The organism is uncultured Microbacterium sp. (assembly GCF_963521645.1).
Classification (GTDB): domain Bacteria; phylum Actinomycetota; class Actinomycetes; order Actinomycetales; family Microbacteriaceae; genus Microbacterium.
On sequence record NZ_CAUQVQ010000002.1, the window covers coordinates 1 to 20,537 of the forward strand.

Here is a 20,537-nt window from a genome sequence, read left to right on the forward strand (position 1 = left end):
CCGGTCGCGGACGCGTCGAACGACATCGTGGCGGCGGTGGCGGTCGTGATGCCCACGTCGCAGGCGCCCGCCTCTGACGCGGTGCTCAACGCCCTGCGCGAGACGGCCCGCAACATCTCCCGCGAGCTCGGAGCGACCAGCTGGCCGCCTGCCGTGGCACCGGCCGACGAGTGATCAGGCTCGACGGGGCTGCAGGCCGTCGAGGCTCACCCTCAGGATGTCCTCTCCCAGCTCTTCGGGGTCGACGGGACCGCCGGGGCGATACCACTCGACGACCGAGTTGATCATGCCGAAGATCAGCCTGCTGGCGACGGCCGCATCGACGTCGTCGCGGATCAGCCCCTCCTTCTGGGCTTCGGCCACGACGGCCGCCAGGCGCTGGTCGAACGCGCGGCGTCGCACGAGCGCCGAGGTCTCGACATCGCCGTTGCCGCGCACGCGCAGCAGGAGCGTGACCGAGGGAAGCTTCTCGGTCAGCACGCGCACCGCCCCGCGCACTATCGCCCGCAGTCGATCGGAGGCCAGGGAGTGCTGCGCGGTTGCGTCGTCCACGACCGCCTCGAGTGCGTCGAGGGCATCGTTGAGCGCCCGCTCGAGGATCGCCGACTTCGATTCGAAGTGGTGGTAGAGGGCTGACTTCGTCAGCCCCAGAGTCGCGCTGAGATCGGCGACGCTCGTGGCGTCGTAGCCGTGCTCGTTGAAGACCTTGACGGCGACCGCCAGCACCTGCTCACGGTCATAACCCGGGCGCCCCCGCTTGGGTGCCGCCGTGTCGGAAGAGGACTTCGCCATGCCCCCAGTGTGTCATCCGCCGAGAGTTGCCATTCGCGCGACGATCTGAGATCGTATTCCTGACCGATCGGTCGGAAATTATCGCCAGCGTGGGTGATCGAGAGGATGACGATGTCCGAGGCCTATCTCGTCGATGGCGTCCGCACCCCCGTCGGCCGCTACGGAGGGGCCCTCGCGTCCGTCCGCCCCGACGACCTCGCAGCCCTCGTGATCGGTGAGATCGCCCGCCGAGCAGACCTGCCCGTCGAGGAGATCGACGAGGTGATCCTGGGAGCCGCGAATCAGGCCGGCGAGGACAATCGCAACGTGGCCCGCATGGCCGTGCTGCTGGCAGGACTGCCCGAGTCGATCCCGGGGTTGACCGTCAACCGGCTGTGCGCCTCGGGGATGTCGGCTATCGCGCTCGCTGCGAACGCGGTGCGCGCGGGCGATGCCGACCTCCTCATCGCCGGCGGCGTCGAATCCATGACCCGAGCGCCCTGGGTGCAGGCCAAGCCCGAGAGGGCGTGGGCCAAGCCCGGCGCGGCGTTCGACACCTCGATCGGCTGGCGATTCACGAACCCCCGCCTGAGCGCGCGGGACAAGGCGACGTTCTCGATGCCGGAGACGGCCGAAGAGGTCGCCCACGTCGACGGGATCAGTCGGACGGACGCGGATGCCTTCGCGCTGCAGAGCCATCGCCGGGCGATCGCCGCGATCGATGCCGGGCGGTTCGTCGCCGAGATCGTGGCGGTGCCGACGCCCCGCGGCACGGTCGACGTCGATGAGGGACCGCGTCGCGACACCTCGTCTCAGGCTCTCGCCGCACTGCGCCCCGTCGTCCCCGGCGGCGACGTCGTGACCGCCGGCAACTCGAGCTCGCTGAACGACGGCTCCTCCGCGGTCGTCGTCGCGAGCGCCGCCGCCGTCGAGCGTCACGGCCTGCGTCCGCGGGCCCGCATCGTCGCCTCCGCGACCGCGGCCCTCGCCCCCGAGATCATGGGGCTCGGTCCGGTGCCCGCCACGCAGAAGGCGCTCGCGAAGGCGGGGCTGACCATCGACGACCTCGGCGCGGTCGAGCTGAACGAGGCATTCGCGTCGCAGTCCCTGGCCTGCATCCGGAGGCTGCGTCTCGACCCGGCGATCGTCAACGCCGACGGCGGAGCCATCGCACTCGGGCACCCCCTCGGGTCCAGCGGTTCACGTCTGATCGTGACGCTGCTCGGTCGACTCGAGCGCGAGAATGCGCGCTACGGTCTGGCCACCATGTGCGTCGGAGTCGGGCAGGGGACCGCGATGATCGTGGAGCGTCTGACGTGACCCTGCACATCGAGGAGCGCGACGACCGGGTCGTCGCGACGCTCGACCGCCCCGAGAAGCGCAACGCGATCGACCAGTCGATGGTCAATGCGCTGCACGAGCTGTGCACGATTCTCGAAGAGAGTCCGCGCACGCTGATCCTCACGGGATCGGACGGTGTCTTCGCCGCGGGGGCCGACATCGCGCAACTCCGCGACCGCACGGCCGAGGACGCCCGGCGAGGCATCAACGCGACCGTCTTCATCCGCATCCACGAACTCCCGATGCCGGTGATCGCGGCGATCGACGGCTACGCGCTGGGAGGCGGGGCGGAACTCGCCTATGCCGCCGACATCCGCATCGCGACCCCGTCGCTGCGCATCGGCAACCCCGAGCCAGGTCTCGGCATCATCGCGGCGGCCGGCGCGACCTGGCGCCTGCCTGAGATCGTCGGCGACGCGAGGGCGAGCGATCTGCTGCTCACCGGGCGGACGCTCGACGCGGAAGACGCCCTGCGATGGGGTCTCGTCTCCGCGCTGCACCCCGCAGCCGAACTGCTCCCGGCTGCGCACGGGATCGCCGACCGCATCGCCGCGAACGACGCCCTGGCCACCCAGCACACCAAGCGCGCTCTGCGCACGCCGCGTGCGGGCCACCCGAGCGTCGAGCTCGAGCTGCAGGCCGAGTTGTTCGAGTCGCCCGAGAAGCATCGCCGCATGACCGAGTTCCTCGAGAGGAAGAGCCGATGAACAGCTCCGAGAACGCGCCACACAGCGTCGGCGTGCTGGGCGGCGGTCGCATGGGTGCCGGCATCGCGCACGCGTTCCTCCTTGCGGGTTCGCAGGTGGCCGTCGTCGAGCGCGACGCGGCGAGCGCCGACGCGGCCCTCGCGCGCATCGCCGCCAGCATCCGTCGGTCCGTCGAACGCGACCCCTCTCTCGACGACGCGGCACTCCACGGGCGCGTGACGGCGGGCACCGACGCCGGTGCGTTCGGCGCCGTCGACCTCGTGATCGAGGCGGTTCCCGAGGACCGCGCCCTCAAGGACGACGCCCTCGCACGTGCCGAAGCGGAGATGTCCCCGCACGCGACGCTCGCGAGCAACACCTCGTCGATCTCGATCGACGCCCTGGCTGCGAGTCGATCGCGCCCCGAGCGGTTCCTCGGCCTGCACTTCTTCAACCCCGTGCCCGCGTCGGCGCTCGTCGAGATCGTGCGCGGCGCCGCGACCGATCCGGCGGCCGTCGCGAGCGCGACCGGCTGGGTCGCAGCTCTCGGCAAGACGCCGATCGTGGTGAGCGACTCCCCCGGCTTCGCCTCGTCCCGACTGGGCGTGATGCTCGGCCTCGAGGCGATCCGGATGCTCGAGGAGGGCGTGGCGTCCGCCACCGACATCGACGCCGCGATGACTCTCGGGTACCGGCATCCGATGGGCCCGCTGCGCACGACCGATGTGGTGGGCCTGGACGTGCGGCTCGGCATCGCCGAGGAGCTGGAGCGCACGCTCGGTGCACGCTTCGCGCCGCCGGATCTGCTGCGACGGATGGTCGCCGAGGGAAAGCTGGGCCGCAAGAGCGGCGAAGGGTTCTACGCATGGAACGAGGAGAGATGACCGACTATCTGCCGAGTTACGTCCAGGGCGAGTGGTGGACCCCCTCTTCGCCCGCGCGATCCACAGAGGTCCGCGACGCGTCCACCGGCGACGTCGTCACGCTCGTCGCCACCGACGGCCTCGACCTCGCGGGCGCGCTCGAATATGCCCGCACGGTCGGACAGCGGAGCCTCGGAGCGCTCACGTTCCACCAGCGCGCCGTGCTGCTCAAGCAGCTGGCCCTCGCCCTCACCGAGCGCAAGGACGAGCTGTATGCGCTGTCCGCGCGCACGGGTGGGACTAAGGCCGACTCCTGGGTCGACATCGACGGCGGCATCGGAGTGCTCTTCTCGTACTCGGGCAAGGGGCGGCGCGAGCTGCCGAACAGCCGCGTGCACGTCGACGGCCCCGTCGAGCCCCTGTCGAAGGACGGATCGTTCCTCGCACGCCACGTCTACACGACGCTGCCCGGCGTCGCGGTGCAGATCAACGCGTTCAACTTCCCGGTGTGGGGATCGCTGGAGAAGTTCGCCCCGGCTTTCCTCGCGGGCATGCCGACGCTCGTGAAGCCCGCGACGCCCACCGGTTACGTCGCCGAGGCGATGGTTCGGATCCTCGCGGAGTCGGGCCTGCTCCCGGAAGGATCGCTGCAGCTCGTCAGCGGAAGCGTCCCCGACCTCTTCGAGAACCTGCGCCTCGGCGACATCGTCGGCTTCACCGGCAGCGCGTCGACCGCGGAGAGCCTCAAGTCCCACCCCGCAGTGCAGACGGGCGGGGTGCGGTTCACGGCTGAGACCGATTCGATCAACGCCTCGGTGCTCGGCACCGATGCGGTCGAGGGCACGCCCGAGTTCGACGCCTATGTGCGGCAGTTGGTCACCGAGATGACGAGCAAGGCGGGTCAGAAGTGCACCGCCATTCGCCGGGCGATCGTGCCGACCGGATCGGCGGATGCCGTGATCGCCGCTGTGCGAGACCGCCTCGCCGACAAGACCATGCTCGGCGACCCGCGCGCCGACGGCGTCACGATGGGGCCGCTCGCCTCCACGGCGCAGCGCGATGAGGTGCTGCGGCAGGTGGGCAGGCTGCAGGCGGCGGGCGGGCGGATCGTGGTCGGCACGACGGATGCCCCCGAGGTGCGGCTCGCCGACGGCAGCACCGGCGTCTCTCCCGACGGCGCCTTCGTGACGCCCGTGCTGCTGCGCTTCGACGACGCCGATACCGATGCCGCGCACTCGATCGAGGCGTTCGGTCCGGTCTCGTCGCTGCTCACATACGAGACCACCGCCGATGCCGCGGCGCTGGTGGCCCGGGGCGGCGGCTCGCTGGTGACCAGCATCGCCACTCACGACCCTGTGCAGGCCGTGGAGCTGGCCGCGCGCATCGCGCCGTTCAACGGACGGATGCTGCTGCTCGACCGCGACGATGCGCGATCGTCGACCGGTCACGGCTCACCGCTGCCGAACCTCGTGCACGGAGGCCCCGGTCGGGCGGGAGGCGGCGAGGAGCTGGGCGGCATCCGAGCCGTGCTGCACCACATGCAGCGCACCGCGGTGCAGGGCTCGCCCGAGATGCTCACCGCACTGACCGGCGTATGGCACGCGGGAGCGGCCGCACACACCGATGGCCGGCATCCGTTCCGCAAGTCTCTCGCCGAGCTGCGCATCGGCGACCAGATCGTCTCGGCCTCGCGCGAGGTCACACTCGCCGACATCGAGACGTTCGCCCACTTCACCGGCGATACCTTCTATGCCCACATGGATGAGACGGCCGCCGCGGCGAACCCGTTCTTCCCCGGACGAGTCGCGCACGGATACCTGCTCGTCTCGTGGGCGGCCGGCCTCTTCGTCGACCCCGAGCCCGGCCCCGTGCTCGCAAACTACGGACTCGAGAACCTGCGGTTCCTCACCCCCGTCTCCCCCGGCGACACGATCCGGGTCGAGCTGACCGCCAAGCAGATCACGCCGCGGGAGACCGACGAGTACGGCGAGGTGCGCTGGGATGCCGTGATCCGCAACCAGGCCGACGAGCTCGTCGCGACCTATGACGTGCTCACGCTGGTCAGCAAGGAGCCCACCCCTGAGGTCGTGGCCGCATGAGGGCCATGATGCAGCGCGATGCCGCGTCGGCGATGCTCGGCATGACCGTCGAGCTCGATGAGCCCGGCGAGGCCGTGGTGTCGATGACCGTGCGCGACGACATGCTCAACGGCTTCGCGATCACGCACGGCGGCCTCGTGTTCACTCTCGCCGACACCGCCTTCGCGATCGCCTGCAATGAGGACGAGCGGGTCACGGTCGCCGGCGGCGCGGACATCACGTTCCTGAAGTCGACCACCGCGGGGCAGCGACTGACAGCACACGCGGTTCGGCGGGTCGTCTCGGGCCGCAACGGGCTCTACGACGTGACGGTCACCGATGACGCCGGAGACGTCGTCGCCGAGGTGCGCGGCCGATCGCTCACCACGAACCGCTCTCAGGCGGGTGACGCCTGATCATGGTCCCGACATTGACGAAGGAGTCGATGATGACTGACGTGCACACCGAGATCGGCACCGAAGCGGAGCTGCACTCCCCCGAGGCGCTGGCCCGGCTGCAGTTGGAGCGCCTGCAGTGGACCGTGCGCCACGCCTACGAGAACGTGCCCGTGTATCGCCGGAAGTTCGACGAGCACGGTGTGCACCCCGACGACATCCGCACTCTCGACGACGTGCAGAAGCTCCCGTTCACGACCAAGGCCGACCTGCGCGAGAACTATCCGTTCGGGATGTTCGCCGTGCCCATGCCCGATGTCCGGCGCATCCATGCCTCCTCCGGCACGACGGGTCGTCCGACCGTCGTGGGGTACACGGAGGGAGACCTCGACCGCTGGGGCGACCTGGTCGCACGCTCGTTGCACGCGGCGGGCATCCGCGCGGGGATGAAGGTGCACAACGCCTACGGCTACGGTCTCTTCACGGGTGGACTCGGCGCCCACGCAGGCATCGAGCGACTCGGGGCCACGGCGATACCGGTCTCCGGCGGTCAGACCGCGCGTCAGGTGCAGCTGATCACCGATTTCGAGCCGGAGGCCATCCTCTGCACCCCGAGTTACCTGCTCACGATCGCTGATGCGATGGAGGCTGCGGGAATCGACCCCACGCGGACCTCGTTGCGGGTGGCAGTGCTCGGGGCCGAGCCGTGGACCAACGAGATGCGCCGCGAGATCGAGCATCGACTGAACATCGACGCCGTCGACATCTACGGGCTCAGCGAGGTCATGGGGCCGGGCGTCGCCAGCGAGAGCGTGCTCACGAAAGACGGCCCGCACATCTGGGAAGACCACTTCCTTCCGGAGATCATCGACGGCGACACCGGCGAACGACTGCCGGACGGCGACCTGGGCGAGCTGGTCTTCACCTCGCTCACCAAAGAGGCTTTTCCCGTGATCCGGTACCGCACACGGGATCTCACCCGTCTGCTGCCGGGAACGACCTATCCTGCGCTGCGACGCATGGAGAAGATCACGGGACGCAACGACGACATGATCATCCTGCGCGGCGTCAATCTCTTCCCGACCCAGATCGAGGAGCTGGTCATGGGCATCGAGACGCTCACGCCGCACTTCGTGCTCGAGCTGCATCGTGCCGCGCAGCTCGACACGATGACCGTGCGCATCGAGCGGCACCCGTCGTTGAGCATCGAGGAGTGCGACGCAGCGGCAGCGGTGCTGACTCACCGGATCAAGATGCACATCGGCACGAGCGTCGACGTGCAGGTCGAGGAACCGGGCACGCTGCCACGCAGCGAGGGCAAGTACAAGCGGGTCTACGACCTGCGGTGAGACGCTGTCGCGAGGCCGGAGCGGCGGCGTCAGCCGCGCAGCGCGAGGACGAACGGCAGCACCGCGGTCGCCCCCGCCTGGCGGAGTGTGCGCGCGGCGACGGTCAGGGTCCAGCGACTGTCGGCCATATCGTCGACGAGGAGCACGGGCCCCGCAGGTATGTCGAGGTGCTGAGCGCTGAACCTGTCCCATAGGCCCGCGAGACGGAAGACGCTGTTGCCCCCGGGCTGACCGCTCGGACCGCCGTTCACAGCGTCAAGCGCGCCGAGATACGGCAGTCGTCCGATCTCGGCGATGCCTCGCGCGAGCGAATCGACGAGCAGCGGATGCGACCTCGACGGCATCGCGACCACCGCGACCGGCCGCTCCGTCCACCCCCAGTCGGCGAGCACGCGCACGCATCCGCCGAGCACCTGCGGGGTGACGGCACCATCGGGAGCTCCTGCCGCGAAGAGCTCCCGCAGCGTGCCGCCCCAGCCGAGGTCGGTCAGCCGCGCGAGCGCGCGCCCCTCGCCGGCCTGCTCGTCCGCCGGGATGCGTCCCTTGACCGGTACGTCGAGCCTGTCGGCACCGGTCGGCCACGCCTTGCGCGGTTCGACGGGCACGCCGACCCGATCGAGCGAGGCGGCGGCCTGGGTCGTCGCCGACTCGCCGATCTCGCTCGGGAACCACACGCCCGCACAGTTGTCACATCTGCCGCAGGGCGCTGCGGTGTCGTCGTCGAGCGAACGCTGGAGGAACTCCATCCGGCATCCGTCGGTCTGCTCGTAGTCGATCATGTGCTGCTGCTCGGCTCGGCGCTCGCCCGCGATGCGCTCGTACCGCTCGGCGTCGTACGTCCAAGGCTGACCGGTCGAGACCCACCCTCCCTGCACCCGCCGCACCGCTCCGTCGACATCGAGCACCTTGAGCAGCAGCTCGAGCGGCGTACGACGGATGTCGACCATCGCCTCGAGAGCCGGCGTCGAGATCGGCTGATCGCCGAGCGCGCCGATCACGCGTTCGGCACGCTCCCGGTCGGGCATCGACGCCGTCGCGAAGTAGTGCCAGATGTCGCGATCTTCGACACCCGGCAGCAGCAGCACGTCTGCGCTCTCGCTCGCGCGGCCGGCACGACCGACCTGTTGGTAGTACGCGACCGGTGACGACGGCGCGCCGAGGTGCAGCACGAAACCGAGATCGGGTTTGTCGAACCCCATGCCGAGTGCGCTCGTGGCGACGAGCGCCTTGACCTCATTGCGCTTGAGCATGGCCTCCGACTCGGCGCGCTCATCGGTGTCGGTCTGCCCGGTGTAGGCGCGCACCTCGTGGCCGTGCTCGCGCAGCAGCCGCGCGGTGTCGACCGCCGCCGCGACGGTCAGGGTGTAGATGATCCCGGAGCCGGGAAGATCGTCGATGTGGCTGAGCAGCCAGGCCAGCCGGCTCGCTGAGTCGCGCAGTCGCAGCACCCCCAGGCGCAGCGAGGCGCGGGCGAGGGGACCCCGGATCGTCAACACCTCCCCCTCGACGGATTCCGCCCCTGTGCCGAGCTGCTCTGCGACGTCGGCCACCACGCGACTGTTGGCCGTGGCCGTGGTGGCCAGCACCGGCACCGCCGCCGGCATCTGCTCGATGAGGTCGCGCAGCCGCCGGTAGTCCGGCCGGAAGTCATGCCCCCAGTCACTGATGCAGTGCGCCTCGTCGACCACCAGCATGCCGATCCGCCGCACGAGGGCCGGCAGCTGCTGCTCGCGGAAGGCCGGGTTGTTGAGGCGCTCGGGAGACACGAGCAGCACGTCGACCTCGTCGCGGTCGAGCCGTTCGAGTACCTCGGACCACTCATGCGCGTTGGTCGAGTTGATCGCGACGGCTCGCACTCCCGCACGCTCGGCCGCAGCGATCTGATCGCGCATGAGCGCGAGCAGCGGCGAGACGAGCACTGTCGGCCCGGCGCCCTGCCGTCGCAGCAGCAGGGTCGCGACGAAGTAGACGGCAGACTTGCCCCACCCCGTGCGCTGCACGACGAGCGCGCGGCGACGCCCCTCGACCAACGCCTCGATCGCCTCGTACTGGCCATCGTGGAATTCGGCGTCGGAGCGGCCCACCAGCTCGCGCAGCGCGGACAGCGCAGCCGTGCGGGTGTCGGCGGAGGCGGTGGATGTCATGGCTCCACTCTGCCCGAGGCCGCCGACACCCGGGCCCGCGGCATCCACAGGTTCGACGACCCTCGCGCGAGTCACGTCCTCTAGCGTGGAGAGATGATCACCCGAGAACTGGCCGTATCCCTGCGCGACGCCGGTCTCGCCTGGCACCCCGTCGACGGGGATCGCTTCCAGCTCGACCTGCCGAACGACGTCGAGCTGGAAGCCGAGGCCGACGTCTTCACCGTGAGCGCCATGACCATCGAGGCGCGCCAGACCCCGAGCGGCACCGATCTCGCGTTCAACGGCACGACCGAGTGGGCGCTCGACGCCGTCACGCTCGCCGACGCCGTGTGGCTGCCGCGCGAGGACCAGCTGCGCGAGATGCTCCGCGGCACCTTCCGCGCTCTGACCCGCGTGGCGGATGCGTTCGTCGTCGAGATCGAGATCGCCGGCGAGATGCTCCGCTTCGAGCATCCGGATCCCTCTGAGGCCTACGGCAGAGCGCTGCTCGACCTCGTCTCGCGCTCGCTCTGACGGTTCTGCCTTGCGCGCAGCGAACCTCCGTGTCAGAATTACCTAACGACCGGTCAGTAAAGCCGATCGGATACCGAGGAGTCGATGATGACCAGCCCCGCAGACCTCTCCCTCGTCGATGGCGAGCTCTCCGATGAGGAGCGCCTGTTCGACGAGCTCATCGCGAACGAGCAGCGCATCGAGCCCCGCGACTGGATGCCCGACGCCTACCGCAAGACGCTGATCCGTCAGATCTCGCAGCACGCGCACTCGGAGATCATCGGCATGCAGCCCGAGGGCAACTGGATCACCCGGGCCCCGAGCCTCAAGCGCAAGGCGATCCTCATGGCCAAGGTGCAGGACGAGGCGGGCCACGGCCTCTATCTCTACTCCGCCGCGCAGACCCTCGGCATCACGCGGGACGAGATGATGGACCAGCTGATCAGCGGCAAGGCCAAGTACTCGTCGATCTTCAACTACCCGACCCCCACCTGGGCCGACATGGGCGCGATCGGGTGGCTCGTGGATGGCGCCGCGATCTGCAATCAGGTGCCGCTGTGCCGCGCATCGTACGGCCCGTACGGCCGCGCCATGGTGCGCGTCTGCAAGGAGGAATCGTTCCACCAGCGTCAGGGTTTCGAGATCCTGCTCTCGCTGATGCAGGGAACCGACGAGCAGAGGCAGATGGCGCAGGACGCCGTGAACCGCTGGTACTGGCCGAGTCTTGCGATGTTCGGCCCGCCCGACGATCAGTCGCCGAACTCCGCCCAGTCGATGAAGTGGAAGATCAAGCGCTTCACCAACGACGAGCTGCGCCAGCGCTTCGTCGGGATGCTGGTGCCGCAGGCCGAGATCCTCGGTGTCACCCTGCCCGACCCCGACCTGCGCTTCGACGACGAGACAGGCCAGTACGTGATCGGCGAGATCGACTGGGACGAGTTCTTCGAGGTGCTGCGCGGCAACGGCCCCTGCAACGCCGAGCGTCTCGAACGTCGCCGCACCGCCCACGAGGAGGGTGCATGGGTGCGCGAGGCCGCCGCCGAATACGCCCGCACGCAGCGTTTCGGCTCGCCCGCGGCTCGCTCGACGACCGGCATGGGTGCGGCGTGATGGCGACGCCCGGTGCCGACGACCGCGAGCCCTGGCCGCTCTGGGAGATCTTCGTCCGTGCGAATCGCGGGCTGAGCCACGTTCACGTCGGATCGCTGCACGCCCCGGATTCCGACATGGCGATCCGCAACGCCCGCGACCTCTACACGCGCCGTGGCGAGGGCGTGTCGATCTGGGCCGTGCCCGCCGACGCGATCACCACGAGCGACCCCGACGCCAAGGGCGCCTACTTCGAGAGCCCCGCGGGAAAGAACTATCGGCACGCCGTCTACTACACGGCATCCGAGGGGGTGCCGCACCTGTGAACGACATGCACGGCGACGTCTCGGTCGACGAGCTGCGTCTGAGCGAGGAGCTCACGGGGGCAGGGGCGACGGCCGCATCCGCCGACATCGCGGAGTACGCGCTCTGGCTGGGCGATGACGCCCTCATCCTCGCGCAGCAGCTCGGGGCATGGATCTCTCGCGCACCCGAGCTCGAAGAGGACGTCGCGCTGGGCAACATCGCTCTCGACCTGCTCGGGCATGCCCGCTCGTTCCTCCACTACGCCGGCACGTACGACGACCGCTCCGAAGACGATCTCGCGTACTTCCGCGACGAGCCCGAGTTCCGCAGCGCGTGGATCGTCGAGCAGCCCAACGGCGATTTCGCACAGACGATCGCGCGGCAGTTCGTCGTGTCGAGCTACATGTTCGAGCTGCACTCGGCGCTCCGTGCGAGCACGGACGAGACGCTCTCGGCCATCGCCGAGAAGGCGCTCAAGGAGGTCGACTACCACCGCGACCACGCCGTGCAGTGGGTGCTGCGCCTCGCGGGCGGCACGGACGAGTCACGCCGACGGATGATCCGCGCGCTCGGCGACGTCTGGCCCTATGTCGAGGAGCTGTTCCGTGACGAGCCGCTGATCGATCGTCTCAGCGATGCCGCCGTGCGCCCGTCCGCCCTTCGCGCCGGTTTCGACACCGTCGTCGACACCGTCTTCGCAGAGGCGGAGTTGACCGCGCCTTCGGTGGCGGCGTCGTCAGCGGGAGGGCGCCGGGGCGCGCACGCGACCCCCATGGGCCATCTGCTCGCCGAGATGCAGGTTCTCGCGCGACGTCACCCGGGAGCGTCATGGTGACCGACACTCTGCAGACCGACGCGTGGCGGATCGCGGCTTCCGTTGCGGATCCCGAAGTCCCCGTGCTCACGATCGAGGACCTCGGAGTGCTCCGTGCCGTCACGGTCGACGGAGACGTCGTGCGAGTCGACATCACCCCCACCTACAGCGGGTGCCCGGCGATGGACACGATCCGCGACGATGTCATCCTGGCCCTCACCGCTGCCGGCTACTCGCAGGTCGAGGTGCGGCTCGTGCTCTCCCCCGCCTGGACGACGGACTGGATGTCGGATGCCGGCAAGCAGAAGCTCTCGCAGTACGGCATCGCGCCTCCGTCGGGGCGCTCGGCGCTGTCGTCCGGCCCGATCCGTCTCGCGATCAGCGTGCGCTGCCCGCGGTGCGGCTCGCTCGACACCCGCGAGGTCTCGCGGTTCGGTTCCACCTCCTGCAAGGCCCTGTTCGAGTGCCGCGCATGCCTCGAGCCCTTCGACCACTTCAAGGTGCACTGATGTCGCTGTTCGCCGTCTCGGGCTCGGCGCCCTCGACTCCGTCCTCCCGACCCGAACAGGCGTCGAAGAAGCGCGCGCGCTTTCACACCCTCTCTGTCGAGGAGGTGCGACCTCTCACCGACGACTCGGTCGAGGTGACCTTCACGGTCCCCGCCGAGCTGGCCGATGACTACCACCACCTGCCCGGCCAGTACGTGGCCCTGCGCACGACGCTCGAGGGCGTCGAGGTGCGACGGTCGTACTCGCTGTGCCGCGCGCCCGAGCACCGCACGGCCGAGCAGATCGCGGCGGGCACGCCCACCCGGCTCAGCGTCGCCGTGAAGCGCGACGAGGGCGGACTCTTCTCGACCTGGGCGCAGACGGGTCTGCACCCCGGGTTCGAGATCGACGTGATGAGCCCGCAGGGTACCTTCACCTCGGGCCTCGACGATCTGGACCGGCGTCACATCGTCGGCATCGCCGCCGGTTCCGGAATCACGCCGCTGATGGCCCTCGCGCACACCGTGCTGACGCGCTCCGAGACCTCTCGATTCACGCTCCTCTTCACGAACCGCTCGACGCTCGACGTGATGTTCCTCGAGGATCTCGCCGACCTCAAGGATCGCTACCCGACGCGTCTCACGCTGCACCACGTGCTGTCCCGCGAGCAGCGCACGGCGCCCGTGCTCTCCGGGCGCATCGATGAGGAGAAGCTGCGCACCATCCTGAGCGCGCTCATCGACCCGGCCGACGTCGACGAGTGGTTCCTGTGCGGTCCGCTCTCACTCGTCGACCTGTGCCGCGAGGTGCTCGCCGATGTCGGAGTGCCTCGAGAGCGCATCCGGTTCGAGCTCTTCACGACGGGCGACGAGCCTGTGCGTGCGGCGCGTCCGGTCGACGTTCGGGCCGGCGAGAAGACGGTCCGCATCGAGGTGAATCTCGACGGCGTCTCCTCGACCGTCGAGAGTCCGGTCGATGCGCACGAGTCCGTGCTGAACGCCGCGCTGCGGGTGCGACCCGATGCGCCGTTCGCGTGCGCGGGCGGCGTCTGCGGAACCTGCCGTGCGCGGGTCATCGAGGGCAGTGTGACGATGACCGAGAACTACGCGCTGGAACCCGACGAGCTGGAGCGCGGCTACGTCCTCACCTGCCAGTCCCACCCCACGAGCGAGCGCCTCGTGGTCGACTACGACGTCTGAGGAGCATCCCATGATCGATCTCACCATCGCCGACGATGTCGCGACCGTCGTCCTGAACGCCCCGCCGAAGCTGAACGCGCTCGACGAGCAGGCGCTGCGCGATCTCGGGCGCGCCTACGACGAGGCCGACGCCGCGGGGGTGCGCGCCCTGGTGCTGCGCGGCGAGGGGCGGGCGTTCTGCGCGGGTCGCGACATCTCGGGCGTCGATCCCCGCGACGACGACGTGATCGGGTACCTCGGCGGGCTCGTGACGCCGCTGCTGCAGAGGATGGCGCGATTCCCGGCCCCGACATTCGCGGTGGCGCACGGCGCCTGCCTCGGAGTCGGGCTCGGAATGCTGATCGCCACCGACGTCGTCTACGTCGCCGAGTCGGCCAGGATCGGCTCGCCGTTCGCCGCGCTGGGTGCCACGCTCGACTCGGGCGGCCACGCGCTCTTCGTCGAGCGCCTCGGTGCTCACAAGACCCTCGACCTCATCTACACCGGTCGGCTGATGAGCGGTGCAGAGGCCGTGTCATCGGGGCTCTTCTCGCGGGTCCTGCCCGACGACGAGGTGCTGCGGATGACGACGGATGCCGCTGCCACCGCCGCACGGGGCGCCACCGCCGCCTTCCTGGCGAGCAAGAAGCTGGTCGCCAGGATCCGCGACGAGCGCCTCGCGCTGTGGGAGTCGATCGATCTCGAGAACGCCGCCCAGGCGGCCCTGTGCGACACAGCGGACTACCGCGAGGGTTTCGCCGCGTTCCAGCAGAAGCGCACACCGGAGTTCCTCGGACGCTGATCCCCGTCCGCCTAGCGGGGCACGACCGCACGCCGCAAGGCCGTCGCCGATGTCGGATGCCGGTGCGAGACTGCATGCATGTTGCTCTCGGAGCTCGTCTCCACCGCCGAAGAGGTCACCGCCACCGCATCGCGTCTCGCGAAGATCGATGCGCTCGCCCGCTTGCTCGCGCGAGCGGAGCCGGGCGACGTACCCGCACTCGTCGGTCTGCTGCTCGCGACGCCACGTCAGGGGCGGCTGGGCGTCGGCTGGCGTGGGGTGGCGTCTCTCGACGTGCGGCACGCCGATGAACCATCGCTGTCGATCGGCGACGTCGATGACGCGTTCGAGTCGCTGACCGGCTCGTCCGGGTCGGGTTCGGCGGCCGCGCGTTCCGCGATCCTGTCGACGCTCGCATCACGGGCCACGGCTGCCGAGTGGGACTTCCTGACGCGCGCGATGCTCGGGGAGCTGCGCACCGGCGCGCTCGGCGGCGTGCTGCTCGACGCCATCGCTCGCGCCGCCGATCGACCCGCCGCATCCGTGCGGCGAGCCGCGATGCTCTCCGGCGATCTGGGCGAGACCGCGGTGCTCGCGTTGACCGGCACGGAAGAGGAGCTCGATGCGGTCGGCCTGGTGGTGGGGCGCCCCGTGCTGCCGATGCTCGCGTCGACCGCTGCCACCCCGACGGCCGCGCTCGGCATCACCGGCACGGCATCCGTCGAGTACAAGCTCGACGGTGCGCGCATCCAGGTGCATCGCACGGGCGACGACGTCAGCGTCTACACGCGCAGCCTCGCCGACATCACCCACCGGGTGCCCGAGATCGTCGAGGTCGTGCGCGGCCTCCCCGCACACGACCTGATCCTCGACGGCGAGACCCTGTCACTCGATGAGGACGGCGGTCCACGGCCCTTCCAGGAGACGATGTCGCGGTTCGGCGCCGACGTCTCGCGCGAGCTGGTGCTGCGCCCCTGGTTCTTCGACATCCTGCACGTCGACGGGCGCGATCTGCTCGACGAGCCGCTCTCGATCCGCCTGGGCGAACTCGACAGGGTCGTCGGCGAGTGGCGCATGCCGGGCATCGTCACCGACGACGCGGAAGCGGCCGAGCAGCTCTCGCGCGAGGCGCTCGCGGCGGGTCATGAGGGCGTGCTCGTCAAAGGGGTCGACGCGCCTTACTCCGCCGGGCGCCGCGGCAAGTCCTGGGTCAAGGTCAAGCCCGTGCTCACCTACGATCTGGTCGTGCTCGCCGCCGAATGGGGCTCGGGCAGACGCCAGGGACTGCTGTCGAACCTGCATCTCGGCGCGCTCGATCCGAGCGGCGAATTCGGGGAGCCCGGCGGTCTGGTCATGGTCGGCAAGACGTTCAAGGGACTCACCGACGAGCTGCTGCGCTGGCAGACCGAGAACTTCCCGCCGCTGGAGACGCGGCGTACTCAGGGCACGGTGTTCCTGCGACCCGAGTTCGTCGTCGAGATCGCGATCGACGGTGTGCAGCGCTCCCCTCGATACCCCGGGGGCATCGCCTTGAGGTTCGCGAGAGTCAAGGGCTATCGACCCGACAAGACTCCCGCCGACGCCGACACGATCCAGACCCTCCGGACGCTGCTGCGCGGATGAGCCCGCGTCAGGCCGAGGGCGAGAGCCCGAGGTCCTCTTCGCGCACCGTGCCCCGGAACGACCACGGGAAGTCGATCCAGAGGTCGGTGTCCTTCCAGGCGTAGTCGGGGTGGATGATCGTCGTCGGCTTCGTGTAGATCGTGACGGAGCGCACATGCGCGCCCTTGTCTTCCAGCAGCTGCACGGCGAGCGCGAGTGTGCGCCCCGAGTCGGCGACGTCGTCGACCAGCAGCACGCGCCGACCGTCGAGATAGGCCATGTCGAGCTCGGGCGGCAGCACCTCGGGGGCGTCGAGCACGGTGCCCACGCCCGTGTAGAACTCGACGTTGATGGCGCCGCAGTTCTTCGCGCCGAGTCCGTATGCGATCGCGCCTGCGGGCAGGAGTCCCCCGCGGGCGATCGCCACGACCACCTCGGGCTCGAACCCGTCGTCGAGGATGCGCCGCGCGAGGTCTCGCGTCGCGGATCCGAAGGCGTCCCAGGTGAGCGTCTCGCGCTCGTTCGATGCATCCGTCATCGTCTCATTCTGCTGCACTGCCGCCACTCCCTCGGCGCTCGGCCGCCTCAGCCGAGGCGGGTGACCTCGACGGAGACGAACAGCTCGGATGCGCTCGGCCCGGCGTACACACCCCGGAGAGGAGCGACGTCGGCGTAGTCGCGGCCGTGACCGACATAGACGTGGGACTCTCCGATCTCGACGAGGTTGGTGGGGTCGTATCCCCTCCACTCGCCGGAGTACCACTCCACCCAGGCATGCGACTCCCCCGTCACCGGCTGTCCTATCGGCGCGGTGGGGTCGGGGTGCAGGTAGCCCGACACGTACCGCGCGGGGATGCCCGCCGCACGCAGCACGCCGAGGGCCACATGGGCGATGTCCTGGCATACGCCCGACCGCGTGGGCCAGGCGTCGCGTGCGGTCGAGCCCACCCCGGTGACGCCGCTGCGGTACTCCATCGCCTGCCCGACGGCGCGACAGATCTCGAGGGCGGTCTCGTCGACGCCGCCGCCCTCTGCCTCGATGTGCAGAGCGAGATCCCGCATCTCCTCATCGGGAGCGGTGGCGCGCGTCTGCGCGACGCATTCGGCGAGCGCGAGCGACTGCGGGATGCGCGCGGCGAGCTCGTCCCAGTCGATGCCGGCTGCGGTGGCCGGCATCGGGCGCACGTCGACGACGCTCGTCGCCGTGACCGAGAGAAGTTGATGCGGCGTCAGCAGCTCGAACGTCGACACACGCGTGTCCCAGTAGTCGGAGTACGAGTGCTGGGTCGCCGTCGGTGTGATCTCCAGCGTCGCCTGCAGCACGAACTGGCCGTCCCGCGAGTGCGGCAGCATCCTCGCCTCGTTGTAGGAGGCCGTGGCCGGCTGCTCGTAGCGGAACCCGGTGCGGTGCACGATCTTGAGCCGGCTCACAGCGCTTCTCCGATCCACACCGGCATGGCGATCGACGGGAAGTACCGTTCCCTGATGGCATCGCTCGCGATCGACATCCCCACCTGGACCTCCTCCATGCTCTCCGACAGACGGTGCACGGTGTCTCCGATCGGCCGATACTCCAACTCCGACCTCAATCGTCCGAGCACCCGGTGCGCGCGATCGGGCACCCCGAACGCGCCGGCGGGATCGATGCCGCGCAGACACTCCTCGGCCTGCAGGATGCTCGCGAGCACCGACCGCGGGAACAGCCTGTCGATCAGGAGGAACTCGACGGCTGACGCGCCGGTCGGCACCGCTCGGTGACTGCGCAGGTGAGCCTCATACGCCCCGCAGCTGCGCAGCAGCGTCGTCCAGCTCGGACCGCCGGCGTCCGTGAGCGACCGGGTCGCCAGCAGGCGGGCGGTCATGTCGGCGCGCTCGATCGATCGCCCGAGCACGAAGAAGTGCCAGGCCTCGTCGCGGCTCGTCGACGAGTCGACCACGCCGAAGGCGAGCGCCGAGCGGTCGCGTACCCAACGGAAGAACGGGTGCGTCCTGTCCGACGCGATGCGACGCGGCATCCCGGCGTTCGACTCGTTGAGCGTCTCCCACAGGTCGGTCGAGATGATCTCCCTCGCGCGCCGGGCGTTCTCCCTGGCGGATGCGATCGAGTGGGCGATCGACGCCGAATGCTCGCGATCGAGCGCGAGGAGCCGCACCACGTCGTCACGACTCAACACACTGTCGGCATCCACGGTCGTCCCCATCACCGAGAGCAGGGCACGGCAGGCGGTGTCCTCCTCGACCCACGGGTCTTCGAGCAGGAGCTGCAGGTGCACGTCGAGGATGCGCGCGGTTCCGTCGGCGCGCTCGACGTACCTGCCGATCCAGAACAGCGCCTCGGCGATGCGGCTCAGCATCCTGCACCTCCCTGCTGCTGCTGCTGTTGCTGCTGCCGCACGTCGAGGTCTTCGTCCTGTGGGGAGGAGACGAACGGCGGGTGCGGATCCGCGGGTGTCATCGACACGACCGCGATCGACCCGGTGGCGAGGGACACCTCGTCCGCCGCCGCATCCGGGGCTCCCGCCACCGTCGCCGTCGGTCCGGTGATCAGTGAGGGATCCAGCACCCAGGTGTCCTTCGACCCGCCGCCCTGGCTGGAGTTCACGACGAGCTGCCCCTCGGGCAGAGCGACCCTGGTGAGCCCGCCCGGCAGCACCCAGATGTCGTTCCCGTCGTTCACGGCGAACGGTCGCAGATCCACGTGTCGCGGGCGGAACCCGTCTTCGACGAGCGTCGGAATCGTCGACAGCTGCACGACCGGCTGCGCGATCCAGCCGCGAGGATCGGCTCGCAGCGACGTGCGCAGCGCATCCAGTGTCTCGCGCGACGCGTCCGGCCCCACGACCAGCCCCTTGCCGCCGGAGCCGTCGACGGGCTTGACCACCAGCTCGTCGAGCCTGTCGAGCACCTCTTCGAGCGCGTCCGGGTCTTCGAGCCGCCAGGTGTCGACGTTCGGGATCACCGGCTCTTCGCCGAGGTAGTAGCGGATGAGGTCGGGAACGTACGTGTACACGAGCTTGTCGTCGGCGACCCCGTTGCCCACCGCGTTGGCGAGCGTCACGGTGCCCAGGCGTGCCGCGAGCATCAGCCCGGGAGCGCCCAGCACGGAGTCGGGACGGAACTGCTGCGGGTCGAGGAACTCGTCGTCCACCCGCCGGTAGATCACATCGACCCGCGTGGGGCCGGCGGTCGTGTGCATCCACACCCGCCCGCTCGAGCAGAACAGGTCGCGCCCCTCGACGAGTTCGACGCCCATCATGCGAGCGAGGAGTGTGTGCTCGTAGTACGCCGAGTTGTGCACGCCGGGCGTCAGCACCACGACCGTCGGGTCATCGACGCCGTCGGGAGCTGCGGCGCGCAGGGCCTGCAGGAGACGGCCCGGATAGTCGACGACGGGTCGCACTCGCAGACTCGTGAACAGCTCGGGCAGGGTCTGCGCCATCACTCTGCGATTCGCGAGCACGTAGCTCACCCCGCTCGGAACCCGCACGTTGTCTTCGAGCACGCGCCAGGCCCCGCGTTCGTCGCGGATCACGTCGATCCCCGCCACGTGGATGCGCACGCCGTTGGCGCCGACGATCCCCGCCGCCTGCCGGTGGAAGTGCGCCGACGAGCTGATGAGCGATGCGGGGATCACGCCGTCCCGCACGGCGAGCTGCGGACCGTAGACGTCCGAGAGGAAGGCCTCGAGCGCTCGCACGCGCTGCGTGACGCCCGACTCCACCGAGCGCCAGTCATCGGCGGCGATCACGCGCGGGACCACGTCCAGCGGGAACGGGCGCTCCTCGCCGGCGAAGTCGAATGTCACACCTTGGGCGAGGTACGAGCTGGCGAGAGCGTCGGTCCGAGCCCGCAGCTCCGCATCGTCCATGCTCGCGAGCGCCGGATACATGTCCTGATAGGGCGGGCGTACGTCCGCACCGCCCGGTGCCGCGTCGGAGGGGAACATCTCGTCCCAGGGTGCGGCCCCCGCTCGTCGAGGCGACCGACGCGAGGCGTATCCGTCGAACAGTGACTCCATGAGCGCATGTTTCCGCCTCGCGGTTTCGGCGGTGTTACGCGCACGAGTCGACGCCGCGTCGGCGTCGCCGCGATAGGATCGAGCCGTCCGGCGCTCAGTGCCGCCGGTGCCTGAAAAAGAGGCACGAAGCTCCCCGCGAAGA

The 20,537-nt window shown here is 69.7% G+C and carries 20 protein-coding genes; 14 read left to right on the forward strand and 6 right to left on the reverse strand.

The annotated features are described in order from the left end of the window. Positions 1-174: 174 nt before the first annotated feature. The gene (locus RWO82_RS01085) at positions 175-792 is read right to left on the reverse strand and encodes a TetR/AcrR family transcriptional regulator (protein WP_314422248.1); all 618 of its coding nucleotides are present in this window, start codon (positions 790-792) and stop codon (positions 175-177) included. 111 nt (positions 793-903) lie between these two features. Between RWO82_RS01085 and RWO82_RS01090 the strand changes: the two genes are divergently transcribed. The 6 genes from RWO82_RS01090 to paaK are packed head-to-tail and all read left to right on the forward strand — an operon-like array spanning position 904 to position 7,483. Then, the gene (locus RWO82_RS01090; protein ID WP_314422249.1) at positions 904-2,091 is read left to right on the forward strand and encodes an acetyl-CoA C-acyltransferase; all 1,188 of its coding nucleotides are present in this window, start codon (positions 904-906) and stop codon (positions 2,089-2,091) included. Then, on the forward strand, positions 2,088-2,819 hold the full coding sequence (locus RWO82_RS01095) for an enoyl-CoA hydratase/isomerase family protein (RefSeq protein ID WP_314422250.1): 732 nt from the start codon (positions 2,088-2,090) through the stop codon (positions 2,817-2,819). The genes RWO82_RS01090 and RWO82_RS01095 overlap by 4 nt, the downstream gene beginning before the upstream one ends. Further along, positions 2,816-3,682 carry a 3-hydroxyacyl-CoA dehydrogenase family protein gene (locus RWO82_RS01100; RefSeq protein ID WP_314422252.1) on the forward strand — a complete coding sequence of 289 codons (867 nt, stop codon included), beginning with the start codon at positions 2,816-2,818 and terminating at the stop codon, positions 3,680-3,682. Before RWO82_RS01095 ends, RWO82_RS01100 begins: the two co-directional genes overlap by 4 nt. Continuing rightward, positions 3,679-5,760 (forward strand): phenylacetic acid degradation bifunctional protein PaaZ, encoded by a 2,082-nt coding sequence (gene paaZ / locus RWO82_RS01105; protein WP_314422384.1) that lies wholly within the window; start codon positions 3,679-3,681, stop codon positions 5,758-5,760. The genes RWO82_RS01100 and paaZ overlap by 4 nt, the downstream gene beginning before the upstream one ends. Before the next feature lie 5 nt (positions 5,761-5,765). Further along, positions 5,766-6,155, forward strand: a complete 390-nt coding sequence (gene paaI / locus RWO82_RS01110; RefSeq protein ID WP_314422254.1) for a hydroxyphenylacetyl-CoA thioesterase PaaI — start codon at positions 5,766-5,768, stop codon at positions 6,153-6,155. A 32-nt stretch (positions 6,156-6,187) separates the two neighbouring features. Then, on the forward strand, positions 6,188-7,483 hold the full coding sequence (gene paaK / locus RWO82_RS01115) for a phenylacetate--CoA ligase PaaK (protein ID WP_314422255.1): 1,296 nt from the start codon (positions 6,188-6,190) through the stop codon (positions 7,481-7,483). A gap of 29 nt (positions 7,484-7,512) precedes the next feature. Here paaK and RWO82_RS01120 read toward each other — a convergent pair whose 3' ends face one another. Next, positions 7,513-9,627, reverse strand: a complete 2,115-nt coding sequence (locus RWO82_RS01120) for a RecQ family ATP-dependent DNA helicase (protein ID WP_314422256.1) — start codon at positions 9,625-9,627, stop codon at positions 7,513-7,515. A gap of 93 nt (positions 9,628-9,720) precedes the next feature. Between RWO82_RS01120 and RWO82_RS01125 the strand changes: the two genes are divergently transcribed. The 8 genes from RWO82_RS01125 to RWO82_RS01160 all read left to right on the forward strand — a co-directional run bounded on the left by RWO82_RS01125 (position 9,721) and on the right by RWO82_RS01160 (position 16,398). Then, on the forward strand, positions 9,721-10,140 hold the full coding sequence (locus RWO82_RS01125; RefSeq protein ID WP_314422257.1) for a pilus assembly protein CpaE: 420 nt from the start codon (positions 9,721-9,723) through the stop codon (positions 10,138-10,140). Positions 10,141-10,227: 87 nt separating this feature from the next. Continuing rightward, the gene (gene paaA / locus RWO82_RS01130; RefSeq protein ID WP_314422258.1) at positions 10,228-11,229 is read left to right on the forward strand and encodes a 1,2-phenylacetyl-CoA epoxidase subunit PaaA; all 1,002 of its coding nucleotides are present in this window, start codon (positions 10,228-10,230) and stop codon (positions 11,227-11,229) included. Continuing rightward, positions 11,229-11,534: a 1,2-phenylacetyl-CoA epoxidase subunit PaaB gene (gene paaB, locus RWO82_RS01135; protein ID WP_314422259.1), complete on the forward strand. Its 306-nt coding sequence runs from the start codon at positions 11,229-11,231 to the stop codon at positions 11,532-11,534. Before paaA ends, paaB begins: the two co-directional genes overlap by 1 nt. 5 nt (positions 11,535-11,539) lie before the next feature. Then, positions 11,540-12,349: a 1,2-phenylacetyl-CoA epoxidase subunit PaaC gene (gene paaC, locus RWO82_RS01140; RefSeq protein WP_314422387.1), complete on the forward strand. Its 810-nt coding sequence runs from the start codon at positions 11,540-11,542 to the stop codon at positions 12,347-12,349. Further along, a complete protein-coding gene (paaD, locus tag RWO82_RS01145; RefSeq protein WP_314422260.1) occupies positions 12,343-12,837 on the forward strand; it encodes a 1,2-phenylacetyl-CoA epoxidase subunit PaaD in 495 nt (164 codons plus the stop codon). Before paaC ends, paaD begins: the two co-directional genes overlap by 7 nt. Continuing rightward, complete coding sequence (gene paaE / locus RWO82_RS01150; RefSeq protein WP_314422262.1) at positions 12,837-14,015, forward strand: 1,2-phenylacetyl-CoA epoxidase subunit PaaE; 1,179 nt, start codon at positions 12,837-12,839, stop codon at positions 14,013-14,015. The genes paaD and paaE overlap by 1 nt, the downstream gene beginning before the upstream one ends. A 10-nt stretch (positions 14,016-14,025) precedes the next feature. Next, positions 14,026-14,796 (forward strand): enoyl-CoA hydratase/isomerase family protein, encoded by a 771-nt coding sequence (locus RWO82_RS01155; RefSeq protein WP_314422263.1) that lies wholly within the window; start codon positions 14,026-14,028, stop codon positions 14,794-14,796. A 78-nt stretch (positions 14,797-14,874) separates the two neighbouring features. Further along, positions 14,875-16,398: an ATP-dependent DNA ligase gene (locus RWO82_RS01160; RefSeq protein WP_314422265.1), complete on the forward strand. Its 1,524-nt coding sequence runs from the start codon at positions 14,875-14,877 to the stop codon at positions 16,396-16,398. Positions 16,399-16,405: 7 nt separating this feature from the next. Here RWO82_RS01160 and RWO82_RS01165 read toward each other — a convergent pair whose 3' ends face one another. The 4 genes from RWO82_RS01165 to RWO82_RS01180 are packed head-to-tail and all read right to left on the reverse strand — an operon-like array spanning position 16,406 to position 20,395. After that, complete coding sequence (locus tag RWO82_RS01165) at positions 16,406-16,915, reverse strand: phosphoribosyltransferase (protein WP_314422266.1); 510 nt, start codon at positions 16,913-16,915, stop codon at positions 16,406-16,408. 47 nt (positions 16,916-16,962) lie between these two features. Continuing rightward, the gene (locus tag RWO82_RS01170) at positions 16,963-17,808 is read right to left on the reverse strand and encodes a transglutaminase family protein (RefSeq protein WP_314422268.1); all 846 of its coding nucleotides are present in this window, start codon (positions 17,806-17,808) and stop codon (positions 16,963-16,965) included. Beyond that, positions 17,805-18,731 (reverse strand): alpha-E domain-containing protein, encoded by a 927-nt coding sequence (locus RWO82_RS01175; protein WP_314422269.1) that lies wholly within the window; start codon positions 18,729-18,731, stop codon positions 17,805-17,807. Before RWO82_RS01175 ends, RWO82_RS01170 begins: the two co-directional genes overlap by 4 nt. Beyond that, positions 18,725-20,395 (reverse strand): circularly permuted type 2 ATP-grasp protein, encoded by a 1,671-nt coding sequence (locus RWO82_RS01180; protein WP_314422270.1) that lies wholly within the window; start codon positions 20,393-20,395, stop codon positions 18,725-18,727. The genes RWO82_RS01175 and RWO82_RS01180 overlap by 7 nt, the downstream gene beginning before the upstream one ends. Positions 20,396-20,537: the final 142 nt, after the last annotated feature.